Raw genomic sequence first — 13,724 nt, 5'->3', positions numbered from 1 at the left:
GCGGCAAAGTATGTAGAAGGGAAAGATGCCCCTCAGAAGTCGGATCGGTGTGGGGGCGGTGAGCCTTTCCCGACAGGAAAAGGTGTCTGAGCGAAGCGAGTTCTTTTCCCGAGGGAAAGACTCACCGCCCCCGCGCCAGCCCCCAAAATCGCGGGGGCAAGGCGCCGAGGTAGGTATTACTGAAGCAGCGCCATAGCCGCTTCCATCTGGGCGTTCAGATCCTCTTCCTCGCTCATGTCGACATTCGGATCCAACCCAAGACGATCAAAGGCCGAAATCTTCGTCCAGTCCATCTCCGTCCACGGATGCTCCGAACCCGCAACCAGCTGCAGATTGGCAACCATTACCAGATCCGCATAGTCGGCCGCCGGCACCTCACGGTTGAAGTTGGCGTATTCCAGGGGAACGTTCTGAAGCTCCTTCGGGAAATCCCACTTCTTGAGGATGGTCGCCCCGATCTTCGGGTGCAGCTCATCAACCACATTGTCCAGCATGATGCTGCTGATCTGGATATCCTGGTCTTCCACATAACGCAGGATGGGCAGCACGCCGATCAGATGCACCAGGCCTGCAAGGGTGGCCTGGTCCGGCTTGAGTTTGGTGTAGTGTTGCGCCAGAACGTGGCAGACACCGGCCACTTCGGTACTGGTCTGCCAGGTGGCACGCATGCGCTTGTCGATCATGTCGGAGGTGGCCTGGAACATCTGCTCCATCGCCAGGCCCATGGCCAGGTTGCTGGTGTAGGCCATGCCGAGGCGGCTTACCGCCATGTTCAGGTTCTCAATGGCGCGGCTGCCGCGGAACAGCGGGCTGTTGGTCACCCGGATGATGCGCGCGGAAAGGGCCGTGTCATTGCTGATGACCTTAACCAGGTCGGCGATTGAAGAATCCTCGGATTGCGCAATGTCTCTGACCTGAAGGGCTACCTCCGGAAGGGTGGGAAGCACCAGCTTGTCATTTTCGATGGCTGCATTGAGATCGGCTTTGATGGTTTCAACAATATTCGACATGGTCAGTAAAGGTCCGCTTAAAGATTTCGGAGAATGGCCAGAATGTGTGCGCCACCGTCCGAGCAATCAAATATGTGAGCTACTGCATAGCAAAATAGCAAATTCTGGCGCGTTTGCCTGTCAACTTATGTATCTGATTGTGCGCTTTTTTCCCTTTCGGGCACTGGGTAGGGCAGTGGCATTGGCATCAGCACCACCTCTGGCAGGCCATCGGGATGCAGGGCTTCTTCGGCTGCATCGTGGCGCACAACAGCGAGCAGCTCTATGCTGCCGTCGCGATATTTTACTGCGTTTACCACTTCACCCACTGACCGTTCGCCCGCAAGTAGGGCGCTCCCGGGAGCGGGCAGGTCTTCGGCCTGTTCCATCCGGAAGCGGAACAGGCTTTTCTTCAGTTGTCCGAGGAAATGCATCCGGGCAATCACTTCCTGCCCGGTGTAGCAGCCTTTCTTGAAATGCACGCCGTCCACGTGCTGCCAGTTCAGCATCTGTGGCACGAAGGACTCCTGTGTGGCGGCCGTGAGAGAGGCCACACCCGCAGCGATCTCGGAGGCCTGCCAGTCTGTCGCGGGCATCCGGTCGCTGGCAGGAAGTGCCACTTCACTGTCTTCAGTCTTCCAGAATTCGAAGCGGGCCGTGCCCTCTGCTGTAGGTTGGGTCTTTACCAGGAGGCCGTCACGGAGTGCGATCGAGTCACTGGCTTCCTCAAGGCTTTCCAGAGCGTCGCCGGCCAGGCTTTCAGCCAACTGGTTGCCCAGGATTCCAATAATGCTGACCTCCTGCACAACCTCCATGGTGGTCCCGCGAAACAGCATCAGGTATTTGCGCAAGTGGCTGATGATGTCGTCGGCGAGCTCGGAGGGAAAGTCCATCAGGATATCTTCACCTTCCCGGACCATGCGGGTAAGGCAGTAGGCACGCCCCTTGGGTGTTGCCGCGGCCGCCCGCGGTGAGCGATCCGGAGTTACCTCGTCCAGGTTCTGGCTGAACTGGCCCTGAAGAAACTTGTCGGTGCCGGGGCCGCAGATGCGCACAACCACCCGGTCGTCGAGAACTGCCCAGCCGCTGCTGGGCAGCGGATAGTCTGCAACGGCTGATACAGGAGAGTCTGTGTCGGTCATGGCGTGCTCCAGATCGGTGAATCAGGTGGTTGATCGCCCGGATCGGCCCAGTCTGAGCCATACCCTCAGGCGACGGAAATCGTCTGCTGCAACGTTACCCGGTCTGCCGGGTGATGGCGCAAGCAGAATCGTGGTGTAAGACTGGAATCTGGTGCCGGTCGGTCGCAGTTTCAAGAGTGCCAGCCCGGACCAGATCCGACTGGATGCCAGCGGAAGCACCTGAACGTGCCGGCTGTCTCCGGTTTTGGCGTACATCTTTCCGTGTTCAATCAGAAGGCCGTGCACAGAACCCCCGCCCACCAGTAATCCGTTGGACCGGTACTGCAAGGTGGCGCCGCCCAGTGCAATCGGTGCTGCAGCAAGAAACCAGATTTTGCCGGCCAGCGCCGCGACCAGCAGGAAGATCAGTAACAGCAGCCAGGGCAGCACTGCGAGGACGCCAACCGGCAATGAGGGGGTGAGCGTCAGCTCAATCCGGCTGGACACGTTTGAGAATGATGTCGACCATGCGTTGGAGGTCCGGATCTGCCGGGCGGCTGCGCTGCATGAACCACTCGAACATGTCATTGTCCTCGCAGGTGAGCAGCTTCTTGTAACGAGCCTGGTCTTCGGCGTCGAGGTTGCGATAGGCCTCTTCCATGAATGGAATCAGAAGGTTGTCCAACTCCAGCATGCCGCGGCGGCTGTGCCACCACAGGCGGTTGAATTCTGCTTTTTCGGAAGATGCAGGTGTCTCTGACATAGTGTTTTCCATTGAATCGTGTGTAACAGTCAGCGTTCGCTCAGGGCGCGAGCGTTCGGTAGGTCGTGGGAACCAGTACGGTATCACGGACCTCATTGAGCAGTCCCGGATAATCCAGCGTGTAGTGCAGTCCGCGGCTTTCCCTGCGCTGCAGTGCCGAGCAGATGATCAGGTCTGACACGGTGACCAGGTTACGAAGTTCCAGCAGGTCGTTGGTCACACGGTAATTGCTGTAGAACTCTCCGATCTCGGCAGACAGCAGGTCCACCCTGTGCTTGGCCCGCTGGAGGCGCTTGGTGGTCCGCACAATGCCCACATAGTCCCACATGAAATGTCGCAGCTCGTCCCAGTTGTGGGAGATAACAACGTCTTCATCAGAATCCCGGACCTGGCTCTCGTCCCAGTCCGGGGCTTCCGGCGGTGGCGGAATGTCGGCTTCCCGACGGGCAATATCGGCCGCGGCGGCGCGTCCATACACGAGGCACTCAAGCAGGGAATTGCTGGCCATGCGATTGGCACCATGGAGTCCCGTGAATGCTGCTTCGCCCACCACATAGAGCTGATTGACATCAGTTCTGGCCCGCTCGTCACTCATGATGCCACCACAGGTATAGTGGGCAGCGGGCACCACGGGGATGGGCTCCCGAGTGATATCAATGCCAAAGCCAAGGCACTTCTCGTAAATGGTGGGGAAGTGGTGCTTGATAAAATCGGCGGGCTTGTGGCTGATGTCCAGGTAAAGGTGATCAGCACCCAGTCGCTTCATCTCATGGTCAATGGCGCGGGCAACGATATCCCGCGGTGCCAATTCGCCGCGTTCGTCAAAGCGGTCCATGAACCGCGACCCATCAGGCAATTTCAGGAGACCACCTTCCCCGCGCACGGCTTCCGTGATCAGGAAGGATTTGGCGTGGGGATGGTAAAGGCAGGTGGGGTGGAACTGGTTGAATTCCATGTTCGCTACCCGGCAGCCGGCACGCCAGGCCATGGCGATTCCATCGCCGGAGGCGCCGTCCGGGTTGGTAGTGTAGCGGTAGGCCTTGGAGGCGCCACCGGTGGCAATAACCGTGAATCTTGCCCGGAACAGCTCTACGTGGTTGTCTTCAAGATTCAGGATGTAGGCACCGACACATCGGTTGCCCGGCAGGGACAGTTTGCGATTGGTGATGAGGTCCACTGCCACACGACCGGACATAAGTTCGATGTTTGGTCGTGCCTCTGCCTGGGACGTCAGAGTGGTTGAAACTGCGTGGCCGGTGGCATCAGCTGCGTGAATGATGCGCCGGTGGCTGTGACCGCCTTCCCGAGTCAAATGATAGTGGGCATCCTGATCCCGGGTAAAGTCGACACCGGAATCGATCAGCCAGTCAATGCTCTCCTTGCCGTGCTCAACAGTGAAGCGCACGGCGTCCTCATGGCACAGGCCGGCGCCAGCATTCAGGGTGTCAGTGATGTGGTTTTCGGTGGAGTCCTGATCATCCAGAACCGCAGCGATCCCTCCTTGCGCCCAGAGGGTTGCGCCGCTGCTGATCTGCGCCTTGCTCACCACGCAGACCTTCAGATGCTCTGGCAGATTGAGGGCGACGGTGAGGCCGGCAGCTCCGCTGCCGATAATGAGAACATCGTATTCGAAGGACTGTGGCATCGGGTCGTTATCGCAGGCCATAATGTGGACGTGTATTGAACTAAACTTTACGCTTGCTGTCTATTTGGCCTGACAGGGTGAGCCGCCGTACAGGTGGCTAAGCCCGTTCCACTAACGGACGCCGGATAGCATCAATGACGCAGCGAAACTTGGTACAGGCCGGACAGCTGGCCATCAAATCAGGGAACCCCGGCAACCAGTCCATGACTCCTGATACAGAGAAACGTCAAGGCGAACACTCCGATAGCCAGACAGACCTGCAGTTGGTCCGCAAGGTCCGCAATGGTGATCGCGCCGCCTTTGATCTACTGGTGGTCAAATACCAGTCCAGAGTCGCGTCTATTATCAGTCGGTACGTCTACGACACTCAGGAAGTCATGGATCTGACCCAGGAGACCTTCGTCAAGGCATTCCGGGCGATCGAGCGTTTCCGGGGAGACAGTGCCTTCTACACGTGGCTGTACCGGATCGCCGTGAACACCGCGAAGAACTATCTGGAGTCCCGGGGGCGTCGTCCGCAGGGTAGTGCCGATTCGGCCGAGGCGGAGAATTTTGATGACGGCTCCCGACTCCGCGATACTGCATCGCCGGAACGACTTCTGCAACGGGAGCAGCTCCAGAAAGAACTGAACAGGGCTATTGCACAGCTCCCCGAGGAGTTGCGTTCTGCCTTCCTGCTCAGGGAGTACGATGGCCTGAGCTATGAGGATATCGCTGGCATTCTGGAGTGCCCGATCGGTACCGTCCGTTCACGAATATTCAGGGCCCGGGATGCGGTTGATAAGCATCTTGGACCTTTACTCAATCATTCCGTGACGTAATTGAGGTTGCATCCCATGGATGATCGTCTCAGAGAAACACTGTCCGCCATGATGGACGACGAAGCCGACGAGCTTTCGGTACGTCGCCTGCTTTCACACGAAAGCCAGGACGAGGTTCGGGCGCAGTGGCAGCGTTGGCAGGACGTGCGGGACCTTATGCATGATGGCCACTCCCCGGCCCATGGTATGGACGTCAGTTTGGCCGTCCGTGAATTGCTTGATGGCCGCGGCTCCGGGACGTCCCGGCCAGAGCCCGCTGTTCAGGCCAATAAGGCGGGCCGATGGCACTGGCCGGCGGCCGCCATGGTGGCCATGGCGCTGCTGGTCGGATTTGGGGCTGGCGCCGGCTGGGATTCGTCCGGCCCGGGGCCGGTTCAGCCCGTGACAGCGGCCGCACCGGAAACGCCTGTTCAGAATCAGCCTGTCAGGGAGATCGCCCTGCAGGGTCTGGATGAGGAGCAGTGGGAATACATGAGTCGCTACCTGCTGGAACACGCACAGCACAACAGCGTTGGTGCAGGGCGGGGCGCCGTTGGCTATGCCCGCCTGGTCAGCGCCAACGGTGCCGGCTACTGAACCCCGGAGCGAGTGTAATCATGCCTCAAGCCTTCAAAGATTTTTCCCGAAGCCGTGCGCTGTCAGTGGTTGTTGGTATTCTGCTTACACTTGCAGGACCTCTGCTGTCTGCTGCGGAAGAAGATGAGGCTGCCGCCTGGCTCGAAAGGCTCGGGCCGGCTCTGAACATGACCTCCTATCGCGGCGTGTTCGTTTACGCCCGTGGTGAGAGTGTGCACTCCATGCAAATTGCGCATCGCTATAATGATGGTGTTGTTGAAGAGCGGTTGGTGCTGCAGGACGGCGGAAGCGGCGAAATTGTTCGCAAGGGCATGAACGTGGTCTGCGTGCTTCCTGAAACCGGCCGGATACAGCTTGATCAGGTCATTCCCTCGGGGCCGTTTGCCGAAGCATTCACCAGCCAGCTGGTGCCGGTTAGCCGCTGGTACCGGGCAGAGATGAAAGGTGACGATCGGGTTGCCGGATATGAGGTGGTTTCTGTGGCGCTGAGCGCTAAAGATTCCTACCGCTATAGCCATCGGCTCTGGCTGGAAAAATCCACTGGGTTGCTGGTGAAGAGCCATGTCCGGAACGCTGAGGGCGAGGTGCTTGAGCAGTTCCAGTTCACCAGTCTTCACATCGGCGAAGACATTCCCGACAGCGAGTTTGTGATTCGTACCCAGGGCAGGGAAATCTCCAGAACCCTGGACGAACCCCCTGCCTCGGCATCTGTGGTACAGCGTATGGACGGATGGCAGCTTGGCTGGCGCCCGGAGGGATTCGTACCCGCCGCAGCGCCCCGCTCCGGCAAGGGGCAGGCGGTTGCCTTCTCCGATGGCCTGGCGGCTTTTTCAGTGTTCGTTGAACCGGCTGGTCCGGTAACCATGCCCACGGGCGCCTCCAAAATCGGCGCCACGACAGTTTACATGCACCAGGTAAAGGAGGGAGACAACGCCTTCCTGGTCACTGTTGTGGGCGAACTGCCACCGCAAACAGCCCGGCAGGTCGCCGAGTCGGTGCGCATTGAAGACTCGCTGGCCCTGGGTGCGGGTGAATCGTGATTACCGAAACCGGGAAGGTTGTCGCGCTCAAGGGCGACCGGGTCTGGGTCCAGACGATTCGAACCAGTGCTTGTCAGAGTTGTGCCGCCCGCAACGGCTGCGGTCAGAAAGTACTGGCGGCGGCGTCTGGTGGACGCGCCAATCAGATTCTGGTGACCAACTCGATCAATGCCAGGGTTGGGGATGAAGTCACTATCGGTATTGATGAGCAGGCGTTGCTGGGCGCTTCGCTTCTGGTTTACGCCTTGCCGCTGATCCTTATGGTGGTTGCAAGTGTCCTCGGTCACCAGCTGTCCGGCGGGCACGATGGCGCAGCGATGCTGGCTGCCGTTGCTGGCCTGGCCCTGGGCTTTTTTGCAGGGCGAAAATTGCAACGCGCAGGCGGCAGGGATTATGAGCCCCGTCTGGTCCGGGTAAACCGGATTTCCTCTGAAAACTGTCTGTAAATCCTACGGTTTTGTAAGTTGAAAATCGGTGGGGTGAGCCCAAAATTTACGCGTATATGCTAGAACAATAGGGGGTACCACATGTCGAGTGCAACAGCAGTTGCCCAACCGTCACAGAACTTTATACCCGGAAGGATGCCGGCTGTTTTGTTTCTCGTTCTGTCCGCCATGGTGTTGGTGGGCTGGAGTCAGGCCAGTGCAGCCCGAAGCTTGCCGGACTTCACCGAGCTGGTTGAGGAGAATGCGGGTGCTGTGGTGAATATCAGCACAACGACCGAACCCCGACGCGGGAATTCCCGCGCCCCCGGGATGCCGTTTGATGAGCGTCAGCTCGAACAACTCCCCGAGTTTTTCCAGGATTTCTTCCGCGGCCCGCAGTCTCCGTTTGGTGGCGGGCCGGGTAACTCACAGCCCCGACGTTCCATGGGCTCCGGGTTCATCGTATCCTCGGACGGCTACGTACTGACCAACAATCACGTGGTTGAAGGTGCTGATGAGATTATCGTGCGCCTGAACGACCGTCGCGAACTGCCTGCTACCCTGGTTGGAACCGATCCCCGTTCCGATATGGCGGTGCTGAAGATTGAAAACGGGGATGACCTGCCAGTGGTGAAGGTAGGCCAGTCCCGGGATCTGAAGGTCGGTGAATGGGTCTTTGCGATCGGCTCGCCCTTCGGATTCGACTATACGGTGACTGCCGGCATCGTCAGCGCTTTGGGGCGGTCATTGCCATCGGAAAACTATGTGCCCTTCATCCAGACCGATGTGGCAATCAACCCGGGCAATTCAGGCGGGCCCCTGTTTAATCTGGAAGGTGAAGTGGTGGGCATCAACTCCCAGATCTACACCCGCTCTGGCGGTTTCATGGGGGTCTCGTTTGCCATTCCTATCGACGATGCCATGAATGTGTTCCGTCAGTTGCGTGACAAGGGCTCTGTGTCCCGCGGCTGGCTCGGGGTGCTGATTCAGGAGGTAAATCGTGACCTGGCCGAGTCCTTTGGTCTGAAACGGCCTCGCGGTGCGCTGATTGCCGAAGTGATGGCGGACTCACCGGCGCAGAAGGCGGGTCTGCAGTCGGGGGACATCGTTCTCAGCTATGACGGTGATGAGGTGCAGCTTTCCTCTGACTTGCCGCCTATGGTAGGCCGCACTCCGGTAGGTGAAACCGCCGAGCTCAGAGTGCTTCGAGGTGGCGAGGAAATCGAGCTTCAGGTTGAAATTGGTCGCCTCCCCGAGGAGGGAAGCCAGCAAGCTGCTGCGCCTTCCGGTGACAGTGGTGGTCCCGCGTCTGCGCCTTTGGGCATGATGGTTGAGCCGCTGCCTGCGGATATGGCCGACTCCATGGGCATTGAAGGCGGCGTTGTGGTCAATAACGTTGCCCGCGGTGCTGCGTCTGACGCTGGCATCCGGGCGGGGGATGTGATCACTGAAATCAACCGCCAGAAAGTGACTTCCTTACAGGAGTTTCGCGAGGTTGTGCGGTCGCTGCCTGAGGGCAAGGCGGTATCGGTTAGGGTGGTTCGCCAAGGCCGGGCACTGTATCTGGTGATGAAGCCCTGATATTCCTCTCCTGAGCCAGATCATAGGCTAAGAAAGCCCCCGCAGGTGTCGGAAACGACACCTGCGGGGGCTTTTGTTATACTCAGCGAATCAACAAAAATGAGTGGCCATGGAACGGACCAGCCCCATGATGAACAGACAGGAACTCTCCCTTCGCAAGTTACTGGAATTTCGCAACGCCTGGGTCGCCTGGCTGATTTTTGCCGTTGCCATTGCTGTCACCCTGTTGCTCTGGCAAGTGTCCATTCGGCTGGTTGAAGACCGCACGGAGGCTCGTTTTCGCACCCAGTCTCTGCAACTGAAATCCGCCATTGAAGAGCGCCTGCTGAACTACGAGCAGGTGCTGGCCGGTAGTGCCGGTCTGTTTGCGGTGACCGGAGACGTTTCCCGTGACCAGTGGCGCGAGTACGTCGACAAGGTGGATATCAACCGTTACTACCCGGGCATTCAGGGTATTGGCTATGTTCGCCGTATCGGTGTCCGCCAGATGGCCGATCATATTGCTTCTGTCCGGGCGGAGGGGGTGCATAATTACTTGGTGAACCCGCTGGGCAGTGGCCCCTATTACTATCCCATGGTTTATCTGGAGCCGGGCACTGAGCGCAATCGCCGGGCCCTTGGCTACGATGCCTTCAGCGATCCCATCCATCGTCGGGCCATGGAGCAGGCCCGTGATGAGGCTGTACCCACCGTTACGGCCAAGGTGGTACTGGTTCAGGAAGAGCTTGGTGAAGACCAGGCAAGTTTCCTGATGTACTACCCCGTGTACCAGGGCGGAACCGTGCCCGAGATCCGGGCCGAGCGTCGCATGATGCTGGCAGGCTATGTGTTCAGTGCCTTCCGGATGAACAACCTGATCGACGGCATCGTCGGCCTGATCTCGCCGTTTCTGGATGTCCGGATCTACGATGCCGGAGTGGTGGAGCGGCAGAACCTCATGTACGGCTCCAACCTGGGTTCCCTCGATAACGAATTCAGTTTCCAGATGAGCCAGACTATCAGCCACGGTGGTCGCGATTGGTTGTTGCAGACCCGTTCCACACCTGCCTTTGATTTCCTGGCCTCGGATCCGCGTCCTCCGATCGTTCTGGGCAGCGGCCTGGTCATCAGTGCCTTGCTGTTCCTCTTCGTGCTCGCGCTGATCCGGTCACGTCTGATGGCGCAGATCAGTGCCGGCCGCTATCGGGCAATTACCGAGGGCGCTGCCAACGTCACTCTGGTGATGGATCGTGCCGGGCAGGCTCTTTACGCCAGCCCGTCCAGCCTCGATATTCTCGGTTTTGAACCGGACCAGGTTCAGTCCCTGGACTTTGAAGAACTGGTTCACGGCGACGACTGGCCTCAGCTACAGAAAGGCTTTGACGATTCCGTGCAGTCGCCCGGTAAACAGATGCCGGTAATCCGGGTTCGTATTCGCGATGCCGAGGGGCAGTGGCGGGATATGGAGGGCACCTTTACCGCCATGTTGTCGGTGCCCGGTGTCAATGGGGTTGTGCTTAGCCTGCGGGATCTCACCCAGCTCAAGGCTGCCCAGTCGGAGCTGCACCGGTTGGCATTCTACGATCCGCTCACAGGGCTGGCGAACAGGCAGCTGTTCCGCGACCGCCTGAACCACGTAGTCAGCCGTAGCCGCCGAAGCGGTGAGCCGGCCGCGCTCATGTTCCTGGATCTGGACGGGTTCAAGCGTATCAACGATACCCTGGGTCATGATTCCGGGGATGAGCTCCTTCGCCAGGTGGCCCAGTGGCTGGTGGGCTGCGTCCGGGAAGAGGACTCAGTTGCCAGGCTCGGCGGCGACGAATTCGTGGTGCTGTTGTCACGGATCAGTGATTCGGACGCCGCCAGCAAGGTGGCAGAGACTATCCTGCGCAGCCTGTGCCAGCGGATCCGGCTGAACGATCATGAAGTCGGTATCACGGTCAGTATTGGTATTACCATGATCCCGCACGACAGCGAGGATGCCGGGACCCTGATGAAGTATGCCGATCTGGCCATGTATCGCGCCAAGGAACTGGGACGCAATACCTTCCAGTTCTTCACGCCGGCCATGAATATCAAGGCGGCGCGCCGGCTCCTGCAGCAGGAGGAGTTGGCCACGGCCCTGGATGGTGATCGCTTCGTTTTGCACTACCAGCCGAAGATTGATCTGGCCAGTGAGCGGGTCATCGGGGTTGAGGCATTCCTGCGCTGGCATCATCCGGAGAAAGGACTGGTTTCCGCCCAGCAGTTCATCGGCCTGGCTGAGGAAACGGGCCTGATCGTGCGCCTGGGAGAATGGGCCCTAAGGCAGGCCTGTATTCAGGTGCAGGCCCTGGAACGGGCCGGTTTCGAATCTCTGAAAATGGCGGTGAATCTGTCCGTTCGCCAGCTGACCGATTCCGGTTTCCTGGATATGATTCGCCAGGTCATCACCGAAACCGGCGTCTCGCCCGAGCGCCTCGAGCTGGAAATGCCGGCGGAACTGCTCAATGAAGATCCACGAATGCTCCGGGAGTTGCTGGTGTCGCTCCATGATTTGGGGGTCTGTCTGATTCTCGATGATTTTGGCACCGGTTCCTGTTCTCTGGTTTCGCTGCAACAGCTGCCCCTGGATGTGATCAAGATCGATCACCGGTTCATCCGCGATATACCCTACAATGTCAGTGCTACCGATGTTGCCTCCGCGGTAATTGCCCTGGCCCGCAAGCTCCACCTCACAGTGGTTGCAGAAGGTGTGGAAACCCCGCAGCAACTGAGCTTCCTGAAAACTCACGGCTGTGCCCAGTGTCAGGGCAACCTGTTCAGCTATCCGCTGGACGAGGATGCCCTCATTGGCTTCCTGATCCGGCAATACGAAAGGCCGCTGATTTCCTGATCATGGCAATGGCGGCCGGTAACCGGTAAAATCACGCCGTTCCCGGATCCCGGTAGCGGCCCCTCCGGGCTCAATCCTTCGTCTTAACTGAGTATTCATTGTCTGTGACTGAACTGAGCCGAATCCGTAACTTTTCCATCATCGCCCACATCGACCATGGTAAATCCACGCTGGCAGACCGTTTTATCCAGGTTTGCGGCGGCCTGACCGACCGTGAAATGGCCGAGCAGGTCCTGGACTCCATGGATCTCGAGCGTGAGCGAGGGATTACCATCAAGGCCCAGAGTGTCACGCTGAATTACAAAGCCCGTGACGGCCAGGAATACAAACTGAACTTTATCGACACCCCGGGCCATGTGGATTTTTCCTATGAGGTCTCTCGGTCGCTTTATGCCTGCGAAGGGGCCTTGCTGGTGGTCGACGCCGGGCAGGGCGTTGAAGCCCAGTCGGTGGCCAACTGCTATACCGCCATTGAGCAGGGCCTCGAAGTGGTGCCAGTTCTGAACAAGATGGACTTGCCCCAGGCCGAACCGGAACGGGTAGCGGCGGAAATCGAGGACATCATCGGCATTGAAGCCTCTGATGCGGTCCGCTGCAGCGCCAAGAGTGGCCTGGGTGTTGAGGATGTGCTGGAAGATCTGATCAAGAAAATCCCGCCGCCAAAGGGCGACCGGAGCGCGCCACTGCAGGCGCTGATTATCGATTCCTGGTTCGACAATTATCTGGGCGTGGTGTCTCTGGTAAGGGTGACCGAAGGTACCCTGAAAAAAGGCGACAAGATCGTTATCAAGTCCACCGGCAAGGCCTGGAACGCCGACAAGGTCGGTATTTTCAATCCCAAACCGAAGGACACCGACATGCTCGAAGCCGGCGATGTCGGCTTCGTAGTGGCAGGCATCAAGGATATTCATGGTGCGCCCGTCGGCGACACCATCGTGCATCAGAAGTTCGCCGAGCAGACGCCGATGTTGCCGGGCTTCAAAAAGGTTAAACCCCAGGTATACGCCGGGTTATTCCCGGTCAGCGCCGACGACTACAACGATTTTCGGGACGCCCTGGAAAAGCTGACCCTGAACGATGCTTCCCTGTTTTTCGAGCCGGAGAACTCCGATGCCCTTGGCTTCGGTTTCCGCTGTGGTTTCCTGGGCATGCTACACATGGAGATTATCCAGGAGCGGCTGGAACGGGAATACGACATCGACCTGATCACCACGGCGCCAACGGTTATCTATGAGGTGGTTACCAAACAGGGTGAGACGCTGTCGGTAGACAACCCGTCCCGGCTTCCGGATATTGGTTCCATTGAGGAAATGCGTGAGCCGATTGTGGAAGCGAATATCCTGGTACCCCAGGAGCATATCGGCAACGTAATAGCCTTGTGCGAGGAAAAGCGTGGCGTCCAGAAGAACATGCACTTCATGACGACCCAGGTCCAGCTCACCTATGAGCTGCCCATGGCCGAAGTGGTAATGGACTTCTTTGATCGGATCAAGTCGGCCAGCCGCGGTTTTGCCTCTCTGGATTATCATTTTACCCGATTCCAGACCGCCAATCTGGTGCGGCTGGACGTTTTGATCAACGGTGAGCGCGTTGATGCCCTGGCTCTGATCGTGCACAAGGAGCAGGCCCATCACAAAGGTCGCCAGCTGATCGAGAAGATGAAAGAACTGATTCCGCGGCAAATGTTCGATATTGCCATTCAGGCCGCCATCGGTAATCAGGTGGTATCGCGGGTCACGGTCAAGGCACTGCGCAAGAACGTAACCGCCAAGTGTTACGGTGGTGATGTGAGCCGGAAGAAGAAACTGCTGCAGAAGCAGAAGGAAGGTAAAAAGCGTATGAAGCAGCTGGGTAATGTCGAGGTGCCTCAGGAAGCGTTTCTTGCCGTACTGAAAGTAGATAAATAAAA

General features: G+C 58.5%; 12 protein-coding genes. 7 read left to right on the top strand and 5 right to left on the bottom strand.

Annotated elements, in window-relative coordinates:
- Window positions 1-176 precede the first annotated feature (176 nt).
- From A8B84_RS08755 to nadB, 5 genes are all read right to left on the bottom strand, one after another.
- Window positions 177-1,010: an HDOD domain-containing protein gene (locus tag A8B84_RS08755; protein ID WP_064227113.1), complete on the bottom strand. Its 834-nt coding sequence runs from the start codon at window positions 1,008-1,010 to the stop codon at window positions 177-179.
- Window positions 1,011-1,135: 125 nt separating this feature from the next.
- Window positions 1,136-2,131: a YgfZ/GcvT domain-containing protein gene (locus A8B84_RS08750; protein WP_064227114.1), complete on the bottom strand. Its 996-nt coding sequence runs from the start codon at window positions 2,129-2,131 to the stop codon at window positions 1,136-1,138.
- A gap of 21 nt (window positions 2,132-2,152) precedes the next feature.
- Window positions 2,153-2,617 carry a hypothetical protein gene (locus tag A8B84_RS08745; RefSeq protein WP_064227115.1) on the bottom strand — a complete coding sequence of 155 codons (465 nt, stop codon included), beginning with the start codon at window positions 2,615-2,617 and terminating at the stop codon, window positions 2,153-2,155.
- The gene (locus A8B84_RS08740) at window positions 2,601-2,873 is read right to left on the bottom strand and encodes a succinate dehydrogenase assembly factor 2 (protein WP_064227116.1); all 273 of its coding nucleotides are present in this window, start codon (window positions 2,871-2,873) and stop codon (window positions 2,601-2,603) included. The genes A8B84_RS08745 and A8B84_RS08740 overlap by 17 nt, the downstream gene beginning before the upstream one ends.
- Before the next feature lie 40 nt (window positions 2,874-2,913).
- Window positions 2,914-4,518 carry an L-aspartate oxidase gene (gene nadB / locus A8B84_RS08735; RefSeq protein ID WP_201257872.1) on the bottom strand — a complete coding sequence of 535 codons (1,605 nt, stop codon included), beginning with the start codon at window positions 4,516-4,518 and terminating at the stop codon, window positions 2,914-2,916.
- A 134-nt stretch (window positions 4,519-4,652) separates the two neighbouring features.
- Between nadB and rpoE the strand changes: the two genes are divergently transcribed.
- The 7 genes from rpoE (at window position 4,653) to lepA (ending at window position 13,722) form a co-directional block, all read left to right on the top strand.
- Window positions 4,653-5,339, top strand: coding sequence for an RNA polymerase sigma factor RpoE (rpoE, locus tag A8B84_RS08730; RefSeq protein ID WP_064227118.1), 687 nt, complete (start codon window positions 4,653-4,655; stop codon window positions 5,337-5,339).
- Window positions 5,340-5,354: 15 nt separating this feature from the next.
- The gene (locus A8B84_RS08725) at window positions 5,355-5,915 is read left to right on the top strand and encodes a sigma-E factor negative regulatory protein (RefSeq protein ID WP_064227119.1); all 561 of its coding nucleotides are present in this window, start codon (window positions 5,355-5,357) and stop codon (window positions 5,913-5,915) included.
- A 20-nt stretch (window positions 5,916-5,935) separates the two neighbouring features.
- Complete coding sequence (locus tag A8B84_RS08720; RefSeq protein WP_227512631.1) at window positions 5,936-6,955, top strand: MucB/RseB C-terminal domain-containing protein; 1,020 nt, start codon at window positions 5,936-5,938, stop codon at window positions 6,953-6,955.
- Window positions 6,952-7,401, top strand: coding sequence for a SoxR reducing system RseC family protein (locus A8B84_RS08715; protein WP_064227120.1), 450 nt, complete (start codon window positions 6,952-6,954; stop codon window positions 7,399-7,401). Before A8B84_RS08720 ends, A8B84_RS08715 begins: the two co-directional genes overlap by 4 nt.
- 135 nt (window positions 7,402-7,536) lie before the next feature.
- A complete protein-coding gene (locus tag A8B84_RS08710) occupies window positions 7,537-8,961 on the top strand; it encodes a DegQ family serine endoprotease (RefSeq protein WP_064227121.1) in 1,425 nt (474 codons plus the stop codon).
- 127 nt (window positions 8,962-9,088) lie between these two features.
- Window positions 9,089-11,815, top strand: a complete 2,727-nt coding sequence (locus tag A8B84_RS08705; protein WP_064227491.1) for an EAL domain-containing protein — start codon at window positions 9,089-9,091, stop codon at window positions 11,813-11,815.
- A gap of 104 nt (window positions 11,816-11,919) precedes the next feature.
- Window positions 11,920-13,722: a translation elongation factor 4 gene (lepA, locus tag A8B84_RS08700; RefSeq protein WP_064227492.1), complete on the top strand. Its 1,803-nt coding sequence runs from the start codon at window positions 11,920-11,922 to the stop codon at window positions 13,720-13,722.
- The last annotated feature ends 2 nt before the right edge of the window (window positions 13,723-13,724 follow it).

This window comes from Marinobacter sp. EhC06, assembly GCF_001650915.1.
In the GTDB taxonomy this organism is placed as follows: Bacteria; Pseudomonadota; Gammaproteobacteria; order Pseudomonadales; family Oleiphilaceae; genus Marinobacter.
This window is presented reverse-complemented; position numbering and strand designations above follow the sequence as displayed.